This window comes from Streptomyces sp. NPDC050610 (assembly GCF_040654875.1).
GTDB lineage: Bacteria > Actinomycetota > Actinomycetes > Streptomycetales > Streptomycetaceae > Streptomyces.
Genome location: NZ_JBFAIV010000028.1, coordinates 104,836 through 122,517, shown reverse-complemented (window position 1 = coordinate 122,517; position 17,682 = coordinate 104,836). Strand labels below are relative to the sequence as shown.

Here is a 17,682-nt window from a genome sequence, read left to right as displayed (position 1 = left end):
AGCTACCTCGCCGGACTCCACCTCCGCGCCTCCATGATCTGGATCAAAGACCTCACCCAAACCACTCAGTGACCACAACTCAATACAGGCCCTAGACGCCGCACAGCCTTGCCCAAAGCTACGGATCAGAAGGTTGCAGGTTCGAATCCTGCCGAGCGCACAGCAGGTCAGAGGCCCCGCCGGGAAATCGGCGGGGCCTTTGGCGTTTGTGCTGACATCCACGCTGACATCAACGGCCGAGCGGGATCAGATCACGGCAGGAACGCCGCTCGTATCGTCGTCATCGTGGGTGTCGCGCGAGGCAGCGCTGAGTGACAGCGTGAACGCCAAAGGCTTGGCTGAGTTGCTCGACGGAGGCCGCGATGTTCACCGGCCTTCGCCCCGGAGCCAGCAGGGGCCCAGGGTGCCCGGCGGCCACACCACTCGCCAACTCGTCTGCACGGGCCTGCGGGTTGGTGTGTACGAGTCCGGGGGGGCGGGCGGCGCGGCGTCCGGAGTCGCGTCCGTCAGGTGGCGGGGAGCTGGTAGGCGAGGACGTACGCGTCCGCCGCCATTACGGTGTCGCAGACCTCGACGGCCCGGCCATCGGTGTTGAAGGCCGTACGCACCAGATGGATCACCGGCACGCCCGAAGCGAGATGCAGCGTCCGCACCTCGGTGGGCGAGGGCATCCGGGCCCGGATCTCTTCCTCGAAGTGGTCCAGGCGGTGACCCATCTCCTCCAGCCTGGCGTAGATGCCGCCGGGGCCGGGGTTGGGTTCGGCGATCGGGGTGTTCCGGGCCAGGTCGAGCGGAAGGTACGAGGTCGCGAACTCGACCGGCCGGCCGTCGAGCAGGTAGCGGCGCCGCCGGGCGAGGACCTTGCGGGGTGAGCCGAGCCGGGCCGCGATGTCCTGCGAGGGGCGTTCCTCCTTCACCTCCAGGCCGTCGACCTCGGGGCGGCTTCCCGCGGCTTCCGCCTCCACGGTGAAGGCGGACTTTCCTTGATCGCGATGGCGGCGCGCGAAGCGGTCCGAGGCCAGTCGCCGCACAGGGGGCCGGGGCCGGACGAAGACGCCTTTCCCGTGTTCGGAGACCGCGAGCCCTTCTCCTTGAAGGAGGGAGAACGCGTTGCGGACGGTCATCCGGGACACCCCGAAGTGCTCGACCAGCTCAGTCTCCGAGGGCAGCTTGTCGCCCTCCCGGAAGCGCTGCTTGTCGATCGCTTCGCGGAGCTGGTCGGCGATCTGCCGGAACACCGCGCGGTCACTGGTCGGGTCCAGCGCGCCCAGGAGGCCCGAGGCGAGAGGAGGCATGTACGTACTCCCTTAGATATCTAGACGAGCGGCTGACCCGTGTTGCTACGGTGGAAAGCCTAGCCAGCCGAGGGGACCGAAGAACGTGAGCACTGATCGTCCGCACTCCGTGAGCGTCGCTGGGGTGATCGTCGACGACGCGGGCCGCGCGTTGCTGATCAAGCGGCGGGACAACGGTAAGTGGGAACCGCCCGGCGGCGTGCTCGAACGCGAGGAATCGATCCCCGACGCCCTGCAACGCGAAGTCCTCGAAGAGACCGGCCTCAAGATCGCGCTTCCCGCGACCCTCACCGGCGTCTACAAGAACATGACCGGCCTGATCGTCTCCATGGTCTTCCGCTGTGAGGCGATAGACGGCACCCCGACCACCGGAGCGGAGACCCGCGCCCTGCGCTGGGCCGCCCGCGATGAGGTCGCCGAGCTTGCCGACGAGGCATACGCGATCCGCGTCCTTGACGCACTCGACAACGTATCCCCGCCGGCCGTCCGCGCCCACGACGGCGTGCGACTCGTCTAGCACAAAACCGCTATCCATAGTCGCCTACCAGCACGGAGTGACTTGTATGGACGAGTATACGAGCAGAGTACGGGTCTGGGGCCTGATCTGCCCAGGTTCTGAAGAAGAAGTGGCCCGCGCCCGCCGCTGGATACGCGACATCCTCAGCGCCCACCCGTGCGCCGACGACGCCGAACTCATCGTGAGCGAGCTGAGCACCAACGCCCTCACCCACACGGCCAGCGGCAGCGAGACCGGAACCCTCCAGATCACCTTGGCCGTGACCCCGCTGTTCGTCGCCATCTCGGTCACGGACGACGGCGGACACCCCACCGCTCCGCACGTCACCCACGCCGCCGACGACGCCACCCACGGCCGGGGCCTGAGCATCGTCATGACCCTCGCGGCCCGACTCGACATCACCGGCAACGACCACGGCCGAACCGTCACCGCCGAACTCCGCCCACCCCTGGCAGGAACAGCACCATGCTGAACATTCCGCTGCACCACGGTTACTGGTGCGAATGCACGATCCTCTCCCCGTCGACGGGCGAACACCCGGCGGTACTGGCCTCCATCGCGGCCGACAGCCCCGGTCAGGCAACCCACTGGATTAACAACACCGTGCGAACCATCGCCACAGCTCTCGACACAGGAGCCAACCGAGACGCGGGGGAATGGGTCCTGGGCGGCTACCTGGACATGGAACGCACCTTGAAGCAGGGCGAGGCGGCGACGTTCTCCCTCACGCAGAAGGACACCCGCATCGGGTGGTACGTCCGCCCCGTCATCTTCCTACCCCTGGCCGACCGCGAGTCCAAGCAACTCCCACCATGCGCGGAACAGTTCACCAGCCGCCCAGCCCCATACGAGACCATCAGCAGTCCATCCCCGACCCGATGAGTTACAACTTTCTCTACAGGTTCAAGGCGGCTCGCTCCGCTCCCCGCGCGCGGCCCCGCTCCCCGGCCCGCCGCTCCTGTCTCCGCCCCGCTCCGGCCCGGTCCACCGCGCCGCGCAACAGCAGCGGAGAGCCGCTTGACCTCAGAACAGATGCCTCCGGCGGGGGCGCTCCGACTCCGGGATGGGAAGGGCACCGTTCGCGTGTGCCGGCAGTATGTAGTTGGCGTGGGGAGCTCCCATCCCGTCCACCGTCGACCCAGGCAGAGCCGAGCAGACGCGGCCCATGGCGTCCAGGTCGTTCGTACAGTGGCGCGCTCCACCTGGACGCCATGAACCACGCCCGCTCCACGGTGTGTGGGTCGACGGCGGACGGGATGGGAGCTGGGGCGAGTGGTGCTGCTGGGCAGCCCCCCCTGCCGCCTGTGGGCTCTACTGGCCTGCGTGAGTGTCAGCGGGGCTTCGTACTCTTTCGGCATGGAACGAGGACGAAGCATCCATCGTCGAGCAGCCGACCACATGGCAGAGGCATGGGCCGAGACTGATTGGGGTGCTCGGGCTCTCGCTGGCATGTATCGATGGACGCGTGATGACGAGTGGTCGGATCGCATCGCAGTACTGGGACAGCCATTTAACGGTTGGGACATGGGCCAGTTATTCGCCCTCCGCTGTCTTGCAGGGTTGTGGATGGAAGGCATGCTGACCATCGCCGAGGTCAAGGTTGGCACCAAGCCAGGGAGAGATGCCAAGCGCCAAGGCAACCAACAAGCACTCGACAACCTCCCCACAGGTGTATCGGCGACTGTCGATACCAACCAGAGAGGTGCGGACGACGACGGGCAAGTGCGGTGGAAGATCCCCCTCAACGGGCACTTCAACGACCCCCAGACCTGTCACTCCCAAGCTGAAACCATCACGCAGAACTGGGCCCCCTTGGAGATCGGTAACACTGATGCGAGTAACACCTGTTTTCACCTAGCTCGCTCCGGGGCTATCGCACGTTGGCCCTATGGTGACGAGACGTTGACAGTCATACAGACTCGCCCACGCATCCTCATCCAACGGTGGCGGTTCGGCCATCCCGCAAGTGACGAAGTCATGGATGATTTGACCGAGTTCATCAACTGGATCGCGACCGGTCGACTACTCGGTCCGAAGAGGATGCGGCTCATGATGCGAGGAGAGGTTAGCTTCGCGGATTCAGCTGGCTAGAAGTCCAATGAAGACATTTGCACCAGGGATGACCGGCGAGTTTGCGTGTCCTGTCGCCCGGTGTGCGGAGGCGGGGCCTTGACGGAGGGACAGAGGCAGACTGGAACAACAGGCAGTGACGAAGGCTGTCATTATGTCCACGAGATCTTGGTCCCTGGGAAGGGAACCCGCGTCTTAGGGGCTGGCAGGTTCAAGTGCAAGCAGCGGTAGCCTGCGGTCGGTGGCAGTGCGGTACAGCAGCGAAGTACAGCAACCGCAGCAACCAGCAACACCTCGTAATGGTTCTTGAAGCCCTGATGGCAATCTGTATGGCCGCTGGTGACCGATCTCTCTAGAGCTACGGATCAGAAGGTTGCAGGGTCGAATCCTGCCGAGCGCACAGCAGGTCAGGGGCCCCGCCGAGGAAATCGGCGGGGCCTTTGGCGTTGGTGTGGGCGGGCACGCGCCTGACGGGGGCGGGGCCGTTCGGCTGCGGGGTGTGCGGTGCGAGGGGCTGTGGCGGTGTGGGGGCCCTGGGTACGGTGCGCTCCCCTGTTGCGCACCGGCCCCAGGGGCCCCGTTCGGGCGGCAGGCCGGGGCGTGGCGTGGAGGCATCCCTCTGCCGCCGTCGAACTGGCCGCCCGACAGCTGTGCCCGTCCGGCATCTGTTTTCTTCGGCCCGGCGGTTCCTACGCTAGATGCTCCGGTGTGGGGGAGATTCAAGGGACTGTGATGCAGGACACTTGGTCGATTGGGGAGCTGGCGGCCCGTGCGGGGCTGTCGGTGAAGACCGTCCGGTACTACTCCGATGTCGGGCTGCTGCCGATCGCCGGCCGCAGTGAGGGTGGTCACCGCAGGTATCTGCCCGAGGCGCTCGAACAGCTTCGGTTCATACGGCATCTGCGCGCCCTGAGCCTCTCGATCGAGTCCATCATCAAGGTCGCCGACGGGGAGCTGCCTCTCGATGACCTGCTGGCCGAGCAGCTGAGCGACACCAGGGCCCGGCTGGGGGAACTCCGTTGGCGGGAGGCCGTGTTACGGGCGTTGGATGACTGTCCCGGCGCCAAACGGCTGCGCCGGCTCCGGCTGCTGGCCCGGGTCCACAGCCTGCCGCAGGCGGCGGCGGATATCTCCCGGGCGTGGGGGCGCATCGTGCCCGCCTCCGTGCCCAGGCGGCTGACCGATGCCATCACCGCGCAGAGCATCCCCGAGCCGCCGAGCGCGCCCACGCCCGAGACCGTTCTCGCCTACGCCGAGCTTCACGCTCTCGTGACGGAGCCGCAGTTCCTGCTCTACTGGGCCGCGCCCTACGTCGACGACAAGGCGTCGCTGTACGCCGAGCTCCTCGACGCCTCCGAACAGGCCACCCCCATCGTCGCGGCCGGCCTGCCGCCGCAGCGTTGCTCGGCGCTGGGCGCCTTCGCCTCCGCTTGCGCCCGCGGCCGCGGCACCGAGGACACCCCCGCCTACCGTGCCTTCATCGCGGCGGAATTCCGCACCACTGTCCCCTTGTTCCGCGAGTACTGGCAGCACCTGTCCGTCGTCACCTCCAGCAGCGAGCCGACCTTGGGGTCGTCCCACAGTTGGCTCGTGGAGGCCCTCATCACCGAATCGTTGACCGTCGGCAGTGGTGGAGAGTGACGGGTGTGGCCCCGCCGCCTTGTCCACCTGCCCGCCCCGTGTAGATCCTGCTGTTCCCGGATGCCTCAATATCTCCGGGCCGTCGTTGATTTCCCTCAGTCGCGGTCTTCGCGTAGTGTCATGTTCACCGACGCGGGGTGGAGCAGCTCGGTAGCTCGCTGGGCTCATAACCCAGAGGTCGCAGGTTCAAATCCTGTCCCCGCTACTGTTACCGAAGGCCCGGTTCTGGACGAGATCCAGAACCGGGCCTTCGGGGTTTTCGGGGTGGCGGCTACAGCGCGGTTGTTTCCAGGAAGCGGGCGATCATGGCGTTGACCTGGTCGGGGGCCTGGAGCTGGTTGAAGTGGCCGGCGCCTACTGTCTGGCCGATGGTCATGTTGGGGGCGTCGCGGAGGCCCGGGTCCGGCTCGCGTGCGTAGATGGCCAGGATGGGGACCTGGGTCTTCGGGAGGGTCGACGCGCCGTCGAAGTCGGCTACGACGCGCCAGTTCGCGGCGGCGATCGCGGGGGGCGCCGAGCCGAAGCCGGTGATGATTTCGTCGCGGCGGTAGGTGTCGGTGGGCGGGATGGCGGCGGTGATGAAGTCGCGGCGCCAGGAGCCGTCCTCGTCGGCTTCGACGTTCGCGATGCTGCCGGCGAAGACGCTCCTGAAGCGTTCGTCGAGGATCGGGGCCGGGTCGACCAGTACGGCGGCTCGTATGGCGTCGGGGCGGGTCGCGCAGGTCAGGGCGATGAGGCCGCCGAGGCTGTGGCCGACCACGATGGGGCGGTCGAAGCCCGCCGCGGCTGACACGGCCAGTACGTCTTCGGCGAAGGCCTCGACCTCGTACGTGCCGGGGACCGCCGGGTCGGGGTGGTCGCTCTCCCCGTGGCCGCGCAGGTCCAGGGATGCCACCGGGTGCGACGGGGCGAAGTGGGTGAACTGCCGTTCGAAGTGCGAGCGGTCGCACCCGGCGCCGTGCACGAAGAGCATGGGCGGCTGGTCGGAAGCGGTCCCGCCCTGGTCGTACGCCAGGCGGACGCGGCCCGCCGCCTTGTCCACATGCTCGGTGTAAATCGTCACCCAGACCTCCAGGTTGCGCTGATCCTGCTGTTCTCGATCGGCTCAACGCTGGGGGCGGGCCGTTGATTTCCCTCAGTCGCGATCTTCGCGTAGTGTCATGTTCACCGACGCGGGGTGGAGCAGCTCGGTAGCTCGCTGGGCTCATAACCCAGAGGTCGCAGGTTCAAATCCTGTCCCCGCTACTGTCACCGAAGGCCCGGTTCTGGACGAGATCCAGAACCGGGCCTTCGGGGTTTTCGGGCCTTCGGGGTTTTCGATCGTTCGGGGATTTCGGGTGTTCACTCCGCGAGGGGGCCGGCGCCGGCGGCGGCCGCTGTGCGCAGGGTCCGGAGGGACCTCGACAGCCGGCTCAACGTCGGCTCGTCCTTGATTCTGTTCGCCTCGCGGTCGGTCTTCGGGCCCATCGCGTCCAGCTCCAGGCACGCGTCCTCGACCAGCGCGCCCGTCAGCATCGACAGCGTCTCGCGCAGCTGGGCTTGTGCGTACGAGCCGCCGCCGGGGTGCGGGGACGCGGTGACCACCGCGGTCGGCTTGTCGCCGAGCGCGCCGCTGCTCACCAGCCACTCGATGGCGTTGCGCAGGACGCCGGGCACCCCGTGCGCGTACTCCGGGCTGACGAACAGCAGCGCGTCCGCCTCGCGGACCGCCTCGCGCAGCGCCTCCACCGGGGCGATGGGCTGCGCGCCCTCGACGTCCAGGTCCTGGTTGAAGTGGGGCAGCTCGCCGATCCCGGCCAGCCTCGTGGCCGTCCAGCCCTCGGCCTTCGCCAGGTCGGAGGCCGTATGTATCACCGCGTTGTTCGTGGACTGCTCGCGCAGGCTGCCCGATATCGCCAGGAGGTTCATAGCGGGACCGTAGCCGGGGCCTACAGGAGGGTTTCCGCCAGGGTTCGCCACTCGGTGAGCGGGAGAGTGCCTCGGGTGTCCTCGGTCACCGCCTGGATCGCCAGGTGGTCCGCGCCGGCGGCGAGGAAGGCGTCCACGCTTTTGCGGACGGCCGGGGCGTCGCCGAGGGCGAAGACGGCGTCTAGGAGGCGGTCGCTGCCGCCGCCGGTGAAGTCGTCGTCGCCGAAGCCGAGTCGGCGGAAGTTGTTGGTGTAGTTGACCAGGCCGAGGTATCCGGTGAGGTAGCCGCGGGCGGTGGCGCGGGCGCGTTCGAGGTCGGGGTCGAGGACGACCTTGAGTTCGGGTGCGAGTACGGCGTCGGGGCCCAGGGCCGTACGGGCTTCGGCGACCTGTTCGACGGTGGTCAGGTAGGGCAGCGCGCCGAGCGAGCGGTCGCGGGCGAGCCGCAGCATCTTCGGGCCGAGGGCGGCCAGTGCGCGCCGGGAGGCGGGTACGGGGCGGGGCGCGGCGTCGAGCGCGTCGAGGTAGGCGGCCATCGCGGAGTAGGGGCGGCCGGCGAACGGGCGGTCCTGGCGGTCGCCGAACTCGGCGTGGCTGACGCCGAGGCCGAGGACGAAGCGGTCGCCGTGGGCGTCGGCGAGCTCGGCGTGCCGGGCCGCCACGTCGGCGGCCTCGTGCTGCCAGACGCTGAGGATGCTGCTGCCGACGGTGGCGCGGGACGTGGCCGCCAGCACGGCGGCGATGTCGTCGGGGGAGGGGCTGCCGCCGACCCAGATCGTGCCGTAGCCGAGTCCGTCCAGCTCCGCCGCGGCGTCGGCGATCTCGCGGCGCCGGTCGGGGTCCTCGGAGTGGAGTGCGGCGCTCCAGACTCCGATCCGGCCGAGGCCGATGGCGGGTTCCGGCGCTGTGGCGGGTGTGGTGGAAGTCATGCCGGGGGAACGGGAGGAACGCCCGGGGTTATTTCCCGGCACGGCCGTCGCACGGTTCCCGCCGGATTCTCAGGCGATTCACAGACAGGTGAAAGGGGTCTCTCAGACCGTCGTCCGAAGATCGGGAGCATGACCGCGACCTCGCCCAAGGGGCGTACCGAGCTGCTGCGAAACGACGGGAGCCCCGTACGGGTGCTCGTCGTCGACGACGAGAGCGCGCTGTCCGACCTGCTGTCGATGGCGCTGCGCTACGAGGGCTGGGACGTGCGCACCGCGGCGGACGGCGCCGGGGCGGTCCGTACCGCCAGCGATTTCCGGCCCGACGCGGTGGTGCTCGACATGATGCTGCCCGACATGGACGGGCTCTCGGTGCTGGGGCGGCTGCGGCGCGAGCGTCCCGAGGTGCCCGTGCTGTTCCTGACGGCCAAGGACTCCGTCGAGGACCGGATCGCGGGGCTCACGGCGGGCGGCGACGACTACGTCACCAAGCCGTTCAGCCTGGAGGAGGTCGTCGCGCGGCTGCGCGGGCTGCTGCGCCGTTCGGGCGCGGCCGCCCAGCGCAGCGACTCGGTGCTGGCCGTCGGCGATCTGGTGCTCGACGAGGACAGCCACGAAGTGGCGCGCGGCGGCCGGGAGATCCATCTGACCGCGACCGAGTTCGAGCTGCTGCGTTTCCTGATGCGCAATCCGCGCCGGGTGCTCAGCAAGCCGCAGATCCTCGACCGGGTCTGGTCGTACGACTTCGGCGGCCAGGCCAACGTCGTCGAGCTGTACATCTCGTATCTGCGCCGGAAGATCGACGCCGGCCGGGAGCCGATGATCCACACGCGGCGGGGCGCGGGCTATCTCATCAAGCCCGCCGCCGAGGTCCACTGAGGCCGTGCCCCGGTGAAGCCACGTGTGCCCGGAAAGACCCGTGCGCCGGGTGAGCCCCGTGTTCCGGGCGAGACTCGTGCCCCGGGTGAGCCCCGTGTTCCGGTGAAGTTCCGTGTCCCGGTGAAGCTCCGGCGGTCCCATCACGTCCGGCCGCCCCGCCGCGTCCGGCGGTCGCACCACACCTGGTCGCTGCGCACGCGGCTCGTCGTCTCCGCCGTCGCCCTGGTCGCGGTCGTCTGCGCGGTCATCGCCACCGTCACCACCATCGCGCTGCGCACCTCGCTGTACGACCAGCTGGACGCCCGCCTCGCCGAGGTCGCCGGGCGGGCCGCGGGGCCGCCCCACGAGCCGCGCACGCCGGTGTTCATCACCGACGAATCGCTGCGCTTCGTCTCCAGCGGCGGCCAGCCGCTGGGCACCATAGGCGCGGTCGTCGACAACAGCGGCGAGGTCGTCGCGTCCGCCATCAGCGTGCAGCAGAAGTCCGCCGAGCGCACCGCCCCGCCCGTCGACCGCGAACCGCTCACGGACGCGCAGATCCGCGCGCTGACCGGGATCAGGCGCGACGGCCGCCCGCACACCGCCGACGTCCCCGGCCAGGGCGAGTACCGCGTACGGTCGGCGAGCGGCGCCAACGGCACGTACCTCGTCGGCATCCCGACCAGAGAGGCCCGCGACACGCTCAGCACCCTCATCGTCGCCGAGGTCTGCGTCACCGCCGCCGGGCTGATCGCCGCCGCCCTCGCCGGCACCGCGATCGTACGGATCGCGCTGCGCCCGCTGCGCCGGGTGGCCGCGACCGCGACCCGCGTCTCCGAACTGCCCCTGCACAGCGGCGAAGTGGCGCTGCACGAGCGCGTGCCGGCGGCGGAGGCCGATCCGCATACGGAGGTGGGTCAGGTCGGCGCGGCGTTCAACCGTATGCTGGGGCACGTCGGTTCGGCGCTCGCCGCGCGACAGGAGAGCGAGACTCGCGTACGACAGTTCGTGGCGGACGCCAGCCACGAATTGCGTACTCCGCTCGCCTCCATCCGCGGATACGCCGAACTCACGCGCAGGGGACGGGAGGAGACCGGCCCCGACACGCGGCACGCGCTGGGCCGCATCGAGTCCGAGGCGCACCGGATGTCCGGTCTGGTCGAGGACCTGCTGCTGCTCGCGCGCCTGGACGCCGGCCGCCCGCTCTCGCGCACGGAGCTCGACCTCTCTCCGCTCGTGGTCGACGCCGTGAGCGACGCGCGGGCGGCCGGGCCCGGCCACGGCTGGGTGCTCGAACTTCCCGACCGGCCCGCCCTGCTCCAGGGCGAGCCCGCCCGGCTGCACCAGGTGCTGGTCAACCTGCTCGCCAACGCCCGTACGCACACGCCCCCCGGTACGAAGGTGACCGCCCGCGTCGAGCGGCGCGGGCAGCGGCTGGTGCTGGCGGTCGAGGACGACGGGCCGGGGATTCCGGCGGAGCTGCGCCCGCATGTCTTCGAACGGTTCGCGCGCGGCGACGCCTCGCGCTCCCGGAACGCCGGGAGCACGGGCCTGGGCCTCGCCATCGTGCAGGCGGTGGTGGAGGCGCACGGCGGGCGGGTGACGGTGGACAGCGTTCCCGGGCGTACGGTCTTCGCCGTGCACCTGCCCGCTGCCCCCTCCGCCGTCTCCGCTGCCGCCGCCTCCCCGAGTTCCTGCGCGAAGGGCGGCCCGTCAGGGAAAGGCGACCGCCCGTCCGCGAAGGGCAGCCGGTCCGCTGAGGAGAGTGCCGAGGTCGCCGAGTGCCCTTCCGCCGATTTGGGTGAGAGCGCTTCCGCTCACAGTCGTTCCACAGGCTGAACACACCCTTGTGACAGGGGACTTGTCGAGAGTCGAAATATGACTCATCCCCCGATCGACGCGTTGCCGGCCCGTGAGCATCTGCTCCTCGGGCGCACGGCGACCGTGCTCGATGTCGTCATCCCCGTCTACAACGAGGAGACCGACCTCGAACCCTGTGTGCGCAGGCTCCACGACCACCTCTCGGCGACCTTCCCGTACGGCTTCCGGATCACCATCGCGGACAACGCGAGCACCGACCGCACCCCCGAGGTGTCGGCCCGGCTCGACGACGCGATCGAGGAGGTCACCGCCGTCCGGCTGGAGCGCAAGGGCCGGGGCCGGGCGCTGCGCACCGTCTGGGCGCTCTCCGACGCCCCGGTCCTCGCCTACATGGACGTCGACCTCTCCACCGACCTGAACGCGCTGCTGCCGCTGGTGGCGCCGCTGATCTCCGGCCACTCGGACCTCGCGATCGGCTCCCGGCTCACGCGCAGCTCGCGGGTGGTGCGGGGCCCCAAGCGGGAGTTCATCTCGCGCGCGTACAACCTGATCCTGCGCTCCAGCCTCGCGGCCCGGTTCTCGGACGCGCAGTGCGGCTTCAAGGCGATCCGCAAGGACGTCGCGGACCGGCTGCTGCCGATGGTCGAGGACAGCGGCTGGTTCTTCGACACGGAACTCCTGGTGCTGGCGGAACGCGCGGGGCTGCGGATTCACGAGGTGCCCGTGGACTGGGTGGACGACCCGAACAGCACGGTGCGCATCGCCCGTACGGCCGCGGAGGACCTCAAGGGCGTATGGCGGGTGGGGCGGGCGCTGGCCACCGGGGCGCTGCCGCTGGACCGGCTCAGCCGGCCGTTCGGCACGGACCCGCGCGACCGCGAGCTGACCGGCGTGCCGGGCGGGCTGGCCCGGCAGCTCGTCGGGTTCTGCGTGGTGGGCGCGTTGAGCACCCTGTTCTATCTGGGCCTGTACTCGATCTTCCGGCTCGGCGTCGGCGCGCAGGTCGCCAACGGGCTGGCCCTGCTGGTCTCCGCCCTCGCCAATACGGCCGCCAACCGGCGGCTCACCTTCGGGGTGCGCGGCCGGGAGCGGGCCGTACGCCATCAGGCGCAGGGCCTCGTCGTCTTCGGCATCGGGCTCGCCCTGACGAGCGGTTCGCTGGCGGCCCTGGACGCGGCGGCGGGCGGGGCCGGCACGGGCGCCTCGCACGGCGCGGAGCTGTCGGTCCTGGTGGCCGCCAACCTCGCGGCGACGGTGCTGCGCTTCCTGCTGTTCCGCGCCTGGGTCTTCCCGGCGGGACGGGACCGGGACGTCGCCGGCGCTGACGAAGCGTCACAACGGCGCTTGAGTGTGACGAGCCGTACCTGTCACGAAGCCGGTGGCGCCGGCGGCCGTGGCCACGACAGTCGCATGGGCCGTACGAGCGTCACCGACCATGAGACCGGCGGCGACAGCCGGGACGGCAGGGACAGTCGGGGCGGCCAGGACGGTCGAACAGGCCGTACGGGCCGTACGGGCGGCACAAGCCATGAAGGCCGCCGCATCGACGCCCGTGACGCCCACGAAGCCCGTGACGCGCGTGACCCCCGCGAAGCCCGTGACGCCCGCGGCAGCCGCCCCAGCCACCTCGACCGGGGACGCGACTACGCCCCGAGGAGCACCCGATGACCACCCACCACCCCGACGCCCCGATGCCGCCCACGCGCCTGCGGGGCGAGCCGCGCCACGGACGTACCGGCTCCGTACCGGCGTACGGGCCGGACGCCCGGCCGCCCGGACTGCGCGGGCTGCCGCGCCGCTTCTGGCGCGGCCACCTGGAAGACCCCGGCTGGGCGCGGCCCGGACTGCTGGGGCTGCTGGCCGTGACCGCCGTGCTCTACGTGTGGGACCTGGGCGCGTCCCGCTACGCCAACGAGTTCTACTCGGCCGCCGTGCAGGCGGGGAGCGAGAGCTGGAAGGCGATGTTCTTCGGCTCGTCCGACGCGGCGAACTCCATCACCGTGGACAAGCCGCCGGGCGCGCTGTGGCCGATGGCCCTGTCCGTACGGCTCTTCGGGCTCAGCTCCTGGTCGGTCCTGGTGCCCGAGGCGCTGATGGGCGTCGCGACGGTGGGCGTGCTGTACGCCGCCGTGAAGCGGCACTTCGGGCCGGCTGCCGGGCTGCTGGCCGGCGCGGTCTGCGCGCTCACTCCCGTGGCCGTGCTGATGTTCCGCTTCAACAACCCCGACGCGCTGCTGTGCCTGCTGATGGTCTGCGCGGTGTACTGCGTGCTGCGGGGCCTGGACGACGCCCGTACGAAGTGGCTGGTGCTGGCCGGGGTCTGCTTCGGGCTGGGCTTCCTGACGAAGACGCTCCAGGCGTGGCTGATCGTGCCGCCGCTGGCCCTGCTGTACGTGCTGTGCGCGCCGACCCGGGTGCGCAGGCGGCTGGCCCAACTCCTGTGGGCGGGGCTGGCGATGCTGGTCTCGGCGGGCTGGTGGGTGGCGATCGTCGAGCTGTGGCCGAAGTCCTCGCGCCCGTACATCGGCGGTTCGCAGGACAACAGCTTCCTCGGGCTGACCTTCGGCTACAACGGCTTCGGCCGGATCACCGGGGACGAGGGCGGCAGGGGCGGCGGCTGGGGCGGGACGGGCTTCACCCGGCTGTTCGGGGCCGACATGGGCGGTCAGATCGCGTGGCTGCTGCCCGCGGCCTTCCTCCTGCTGCTCGCCGGGGTGTGGCTGGCCTGGCGCGGCCGGGGTACGGACGCGGCGCTGCTCGCCGGTGAGCGGGGGGCGTTCCTCGCCTGGGGCGGGGCGCTGCTGATGACGTTCCTGACGTTCAGCTTCATGTCGGGGATCTTCCACCAGTACTACAACGTCGCCCTGGCCCCGTACATCGCCGCGCTCGTCGGCATGGGCACGGTGGTGCTGTGGCGGCGGCGGGCCCGCCCGGCGGCGGCCGTCGTGCTGGGCGCGACGGTGGCGCTGACGGCCGTCTGGTCGTACGTGCTCCTCGGGCGCACCGCCCACTGGCTGCCGTGGCTGCGCTGGTCCGTGCTGATCGGCGGCGTGGCGGCGGCGCTCGCGCTGCTGGTCGTGGCGCGGCTAGGGCGGCGGCTGGCGTGGTGGGCGGCGGGCGTGGGCCTCGCCGCTTCGGTGGGCGGGCCCGTCGCGTACGTGGCCAACACCGTCGGCACCCCGCACAGCGGCTCGATCGTGACGGCGGGGCCGGCCTCCGGGCAGTCGGGGATGGGGATGGTGATGCGCGGCAAGAAGGGCGCCGGCGGCGCCTTCTTCGCCGCGGGCAAGCAGCCCAAGAAGGCTCCGGGCGGCCCGCAGGGCGGCGCGGGCGGCGGGCCCGGGGGCGACCGGCGCGGCAAGGGGCCGGTGCTCGTGGGCGTCGGCGGCCTGCTCGACGGCCAGGACATCTCCGCCCAGGCCAAGGCCGCGGTGAAGGCCGACGCCGAGGACTACACCTGGGCGCTGGCCACGGTCGGTTCGCACAACGCGGCGAGTTATCAACTCGCCACCGGAAAGCCGGTGATGGCGATCGGCGGATTCAACGGCAGCGATCCGTCGCCGACGCTCGACGCGTTCAAGGAAGCCGTGCGGCAGGGGAAGATCCATTACTTCGCCGAGCCGGAACGGCTGGGCGGACAGCGGCAGGCGGGCTACGGCTCGGCGATCACTTCCTGGGTGAAGGCGAATTTCCAGAAGGTCAAGGAGGGCAAGAGCACGCTCTACGACCTGACGAAGCCGAAGGCGCAGAAGGAGTCGTAGCAGGGGCTGCGGCGGGAGCCGCTGGTGGACGCGGGCGGACGCGGGCGGACGCGGGCGGATGCGGGCGGACGCGGTCGGATGCGGGCGGACGCGGAGAAGGCGCGGGCGGACGCGGAGAAGGCGCGGCGCCGCAGCGAAGTCCGGAATCCCGAATCGCGACGGAAGGAACGGCGGAAAGCGGATCGACCGGCGGAAAGCCGCTGGCGGCGGCCGTGTCCACGGTAAGTGGAATGTCGGCCGCCGCACGCCCGTAAAAAATCACTTGTACGACGTATGAGTCGCTGTTGTACGGTGTAAATCGCACCCTAGCCATACGCCGTACAAGGAGCCCAGTTGTCCGCGCCTGCCGCCATCCGGCCATCCGCCGGGTCGGGCCACCCCCAGAGGTGGCTGATTCTCGGCGTCATCTGCCTAGCCCAGCTCACAGTCCTCCTGGACAACACCGTCCTCAACGTCGCCATCCCCTCCCTCACTACCGAGATGGGCGCGGCGACCTCCGACATCCAGTGGATGATCAACGCGTACTCGCTCGTGCAGTCCGGGCTGCTGCTCACCGCGGGCAGCGCCGCCGACCGCTACGGCCGCAAGAAGCTGCTGGCCGCCGGGCTCGCCCTGTTCGGCATCGGCTCGCTCGCCGCCGCCCTCTCCCAGACCACGGGCGAACTGATCGCCGCCCGCGCGGGCATGGGCGTCGGCGGCGCGCTGCTGATGACCACCACCCTCGCCGTCATCGTCCAGGTCTTCGACGACGCCGAACGCACCAAGGCCATCGGCCTGTGGGGCGCGGTCAGCTCCCTCGGCTTCGCCGCCGGGCCGCTGATCGGCGGCGCGCTGCTCGACCACTTCTGGTGGGGCTCGATCTTCCTGGTCAACATCCCCGTCGCGCTGCTCGGGCTGATCGCGGTCCTCAAGCTCGTACCCGAGTCGAAGAACCCGGCGGGCGACCGCCCCGACCTGCTCGGCGCGCTGCTGTCCACCATTGGCATGACCGGCGTCGTCTACGCGATCATCTCCGGTCCCGTGGACGGCTGGACCTCGGCCTCCGTGCTGCTGTCCGCCCTCATCGGCTTCGCCGGCCTCGGCGTCTTCGTGCTCTGGGAGCGCAGGGCCCCGCACCCCATGCTGGACATGCACTTCTTCCGCAACCGCCGGTTCGTCGGCGCCGTGGCCGGCGGCATCCTGGTCGCGTTCGGCATGGGCGGTTCGTTCTTCCTGCTCACCCAGCACCTGCAATTCGTGCTCGGCTACAACCCGTTGGAGACCGGGCTGCGCATGACGCCGCTCGCGCTCGTCATCGTCGCCCTCAACCTCACCGGAGTCGGCGCCCGGCTGCTGCCGAAGCTCGGCACCCCGCTGACCATCGTCAGTGGCATGGGCCTGCTGGCCGTCGGCCTCGCCGCCGTCGCCGTCCTCGGCGCGCACGGCTACGCCGGGCTGCTGCTCGGGCTGGTCCTGATGGGTGCGGGTATCGCGCTCGCGATGCCGGCGATGGCCAACGCGATCATGTCCGCGATTCCGCCGGAGAAGGCGGGTGTCGGCGCGGGGGTCAATGGGACGTTGACCGAGTTCGGCAATGGATTGGGCGTAGCCGTGCTCGGCGCGGTCCTCAACTCGCGGTTCGCCGCGCTCGTACCCGCCATCGCCGCCGGTGCGGGCTCGCTGCCCGCCGCGCTCGCCGCCGCCCGTACGGACGCGGATCGCGCTGCCGTCGCCGACGCCTTCTCAACCGGTGTTCAGACAAGCCAGTTGGCCGGTGCGGCGGCTGTGTTCGTCGGTGGTGTGCTGGCCGCGCTGCTGCTGCGCCGGGCCGAGCGCGCCGACGCGGGACCGGCGGAGCCGGAAGTGGAGCGGGGCGTAACGGTCGGCGGCTGAGTGCCGCCGGGTCCGTATGGGGTCGGCGTCTTCCACGGCCTGTAGCTGGTTGCCCGCGGCATGGTGAAGGCTCGCCCTCCCCGACCTGGGCGAATTCGAGGGAGCAGGCCTTCACGGCCTCGGACCGTGGGCCCAGGGCCTGGACGCCAGGGACGGGGCTCGGCTGGTTCGGCTGGATGACTCCGACGAAGGCCACGCGGGCACCCCGCCCGCGTGCCTCGGGGGAGAGCACACGGGCGGGGAAGGTGCCTGCACGGAGTTACACCGCGATTTCAGTTACCGCCATGCGCACAGATATCGCGCGGCTGACTACCGGTATTCGTCGTGACCCCGTTTGCATCGACGTCGTAGACGTCTGCTCGTGAGCCATTACAACCGGGGGTCGGGCATGGGACGTTCTCGATGTGCTCGGGCATGGCTCGGCTTCCTCGTCCGGCCCGCCTTGGCCGAGCCGCACCCGCGGCACGCATGGCGGGTGATGGCCACGGGGGCAGTGCGTCCGGGCCTGAAATCGTAGCGGTCCTCCACGCGCCCGGTGCAGTGCCGCGTATCGCAAGGTGCGCCGACTGTTTGCGGATACTCGCCAGCCCCCCCTCTGGGAATGCGGTCGCAGAATAGACAGGGGAACAGGTGAATTCCCTCCGCGTTTTCCAGGACTGCGATGGCTTCGGGGTTAGCGCAGAGAAGGCAGATGCTGGCCATGGAGAGATGTTGCGTCGCCTGCTCCTCTACGGTCTGGGACTGCCAGACGAGTTCACTCCATTGGGGCGTGGGACCCGCCCCGGCCGACTCCGCTTCACGGGCAGGCGTGCGACCAGGGCGGGAAGCTCTTCTATGACGTCGAGTCGCCGGCGTCGCTGTCGTCGATGGTCTCGGTGGCACCGGTCTTGGTGCCTTCGGCGGTGTCGTCGTCGCGCGGGTCCGGGGTCTCGGCGGGGGGCGTCCGCTCGTCTTCCATTGCGTCCTCACTTTGTCTTCGGGTTGGTCCGTACCGGCCGGCTCCGCTCATGGGA

At 70.2% G+C, this 17,682-nt stretch carries 15 protein-coding genes and 2 tRNA genes; 12 read left to right on the top strand and 5 right to left on the bottom strand.

The features are described 5' to 3' along the window. Positions 1-506 precede the first annotated feature (506 nt). Positions 507-1,295: a GntR family transcriptional regulator gene (locus tag AB0I22_RS29330; RefSeq protein WP_030892557.1), complete on the bottom strand. Its 789-nt coding sequence runs from the start codon at positions 1,293-1,295 to the stop codon at positions 507-509. Positions 1,296-1,404: 109 nt separating this feature from the next. Here AB0I22_RS29330 and AB0I22_RS29325 point away from each other — a divergent pair, with 109 nt between their 5' ends. The 6 genes from AB0I22_RS29325 to AB0I22_RS29300 all read left to right on the top strand — a co-directional run bounded on the left by AB0I22_RS29325 (position 1,405) and on the right by AB0I22_RS29300 (position 5,728). Beyond that, complete coding sequence (locus tag AB0I22_RS29325; RefSeq protein ID WP_363133963.1) at positions 1,405-1,812, top strand: NUDIX domain-containing protein; 408 nt, start codon at positions 1,405-1,407, stop codon at positions 1,810-1,812. A gap of 46 nt (positions 1,813-1,858) precedes the next feature. Further along, positions 1,859-2,284, top strand: a complete 426-nt coding sequence (locus AB0I22_RS29320; protein WP_363133956.1) for an ATP-binding protein — start codon at positions 1,859-1,861, stop codon at positions 2,282-2,284. Further along, on the top strand, positions 2,278-2,694 hold the full coding sequence (locus AB0I22_RS29315; protein ID WP_363133955.1) for a hypothetical protein: 417 nt from the start codon (positions 2,278-2,280) through the stop codon (positions 2,692-2,694). Before AB0I22_RS29320 ends, AB0I22_RS29315 begins: the two co-directional genes overlap by 7 nt. 642 nt (positions 2,695-3,336) lie before the next feature. After that, the gene (locus AB0I22_RS29310; RefSeq protein WP_363133954.1) at positions 3,337-3,903 is read left to right on the top strand and encodes a hypothetical protein; all 567 of its coding nucleotides are present in this window, start codon (positions 3,337-3,339) and stop codon (positions 3,901-3,903) included. 711 nt (positions 3,904-4,614) lie between these two features. Further along, positions 4,615-5,523, top strand: coding sequence for a MerR family transcriptional regulator (locus AB0I22_RS29305; RefSeq protein ID WP_363133953.1), 909 nt, complete (start codon positions 4,615-4,617; stop codon positions 5,521-5,523). Between the two features lie 131 nt (positions 5,524-5,654). Continuing rightward, positions 5,655-5,728, top strand: a tRNA-Met gene (locus AB0I22_RS29300). Between the two features lie 66 nt (positions 5,729-5,794). Here AB0I22_RS29300 and AB0I22_RS29295 read toward each other — a convergent pair. After that, positions 5,795-6,586 carry an alpha/beta hydrolase gene (locus tag AB0I22_RS29295; RefSeq protein WP_363133952.1) on the bottom strand — a complete coding sequence of 264 codons (792 nt, stop codon included), beginning with the start codon at positions 6,584-6,586 and terminating at the stop codon, positions 5,795-5,797. A 108-nt stretch (positions 6,587-6,694) separates the two neighbouring features. Here AB0I22_RS29295 and AB0I22_RS29290 point away from each other — a divergent pair. Next, positions 6,695-6,768, top strand: a tRNA-Met gene (locus AB0I22_RS29290). A 96-nt stretch (positions 6,769-6,864) separates the two neighbouring features. Here AB0I22_RS29290 and AB0I22_RS29285 read toward each other — a convergent pair. After that, on the bottom strand, positions 6,865-7,431 hold the full coding sequence (locus AB0I22_RS29285) for an NADPH-dependent FMN reductase (RefSeq protein WP_363133951.1): 567 nt from the start codon (positions 7,429-7,431) through the stop codon (positions 6,865-6,867). Positions 7,432-7,451: 20 nt separating this feature from the next. Beyond that, the gene (locus AB0I22_RS29280) at positions 7,452-8,360 is read right to left on the bottom strand and encodes a TIGR03620 family F420-dependent LLM class oxidoreductase (RefSeq protein ID WP_363133950.1); all 909 of its coding nucleotides are present in this window, start codon (positions 8,358-8,360) and stop codon (positions 7,452-7,454) included. 129 nt (positions 8,361-8,489) lie between these two features. On the opposite strand from AB0I22_RS29280, the gene AB0I22_RS29275 reads away from it, so the two are divergent. The 5 genes from AB0I22_RS29275 (at position 8,490) to AB0I22_RS29255 (ending at position 16,669) form a co-directional block, all read left to right on the top strand. Next, the gene (locus AB0I22_RS29275; protein WP_363133949.1) at positions 8,490-9,236 is read left to right on the top strand and encodes a response regulator transcription factor; all 747 of its coding nucleotides are present in this window, start codon (positions 8,490-8,492) and stop codon (positions 9,234-9,236) included. A gap of 189 nt (positions 9,237-9,425) precedes the next feature. Then, a complete protein-coding gene (locus tag AB0I22_RS29270) occupies positions 9,426-11,054 on the top strand; it encodes a HAMP domain-containing sensor histidine kinase (RefSeq protein ID WP_363133962.1) in 1,629 nt (542 codons plus the stop codon). Between the two features lie 39 nt (positions 11,055-11,093). Further along, a complete protein-coding gene (locus AB0I22_RS29265) occupies positions 11,094-12,704 on the top strand; it encodes a bifunctional glycosyltransferase family 2/GtrA family protein (RefSeq protein WP_363133948.1) in 1,611 nt (536 codons plus the stop codon). Next, complete coding sequence (locus tag AB0I22_RS29260; RefSeq protein ID WP_363133947.1) at positions 12,701-14,797, top strand: glycosyltransferase family 39 protein; 2,097 nt, start codon at positions 12,701-12,703, stop codon at positions 14,795-14,797. Before AB0I22_RS29265 ends, AB0I22_RS29260 begins: the two co-directional genes overlap by 4 nt. A gap of 333 nt (positions 14,798-15,130) precedes the next feature. Further along, positions 15,131-16,669, top strand: coding sequence for an MFS transporter (locus tag AB0I22_RS29255; RefSeq protein WP_363133946.1), 1,539 nt, complete (start codon positions 15,131-15,133; stop codon positions 16,667-16,669). Positions 16,670-17,501: 832 nt separating this feature from the next. On the opposite strand, the gene AB0I22_RS29250 is transcribed toward AB0I22_RS29255, so the two are convergent. Then, a complete protein-coding gene (locus AB0I22_RS29250) occupies positions 17,502-17,627 on the bottom strand; it encodes a hypothetical protein (RefSeq protein WP_363133945.1) in 126 nt (41 codons plus the stop codon). Positions 17,628-17,682: the final 55 nt, after the last annotated feature.

Bases quoted from the DNA above. Each gene is read 5' to 3' on its own strand.
- AB0I22_RS29265 (WP_363133948.1), top strand. From the start codon at position 11,094: ATGACTCATCCCCCGATCGACGCGTTGCCGGCCCGTGAGCATCTGCTC.
- AB0I22_RS29280 (WP_363133950.1), bottom strand. From the start codon at position 8,360: ATGACTTCCACCACACCCGCCACAGCGCCGGAACCCGCCATCGGCCTC.
- AB0I22_RS29260 (WP_363133947.1), top strand. From the start codon at position 12,701: ATGACCACCCACCACCCCGACGCCCCGATGCCGCCCACGCGCCTGCGG.
- AB0I22_RS29250 (WP_363133945.1), bottom strand. From the start codon at position 17,627: ATGGAAGACGAGCGGACGCCCCCCGCCGAGACCCCGGACCCGCGCGAC.
- AB0I22_RS29320 (WP_363133956.1), top strand. From the start codon at position 1,859: ATGGACGAGTATACGAGCAGAGTACGGGTCTGGGGCCTGATCTGCCCA.
- AB0I22_RS29275 (WP_363133949.1), top strand. From the start codon at position 8,490: ATGACCGCGACCTCGCCCAAGGGGCGTACCGAGCTGCTGCGAAACGAC.
- AB0I22_RS29285 (WP_363133951.1), bottom strand. From the start codon at position 7,431: ATGAACCTCCTGGCGATATCGGGCAGCCTGCGCGAGCAGTCCACGAAC.
- AB0I22_RS29310 (WP_363133954.1), top strand. From the start codon at position 3,337: ATGGGCCAGTTATTCGCCCTCCGCTGTCTTGCAGGGTTGTGGATGGAA.
- AB0I22_RS29315 (WP_363133955.1), top strand. From the start codon at position 2,278: ATGCTGAACATTCCGCTGCACCACGGTTACTGGTGCGAATGCACGATC.
- AB0I22_RS29330 (WP_030892557.1), bottom strand. From the start codon at position 1,295: ATGCCTCCTCTCGCCTCGGGCCTCCTGGGCGCGCTGGACCCGACCAGT.
- AB0I22_RS29305 (WP_363133953.1), top strand. From the start codon at position 4,615: ATGCAGGACACTTGGTCGATTGGGGAGCTGGCGGCCCGTGCGGGGCTG.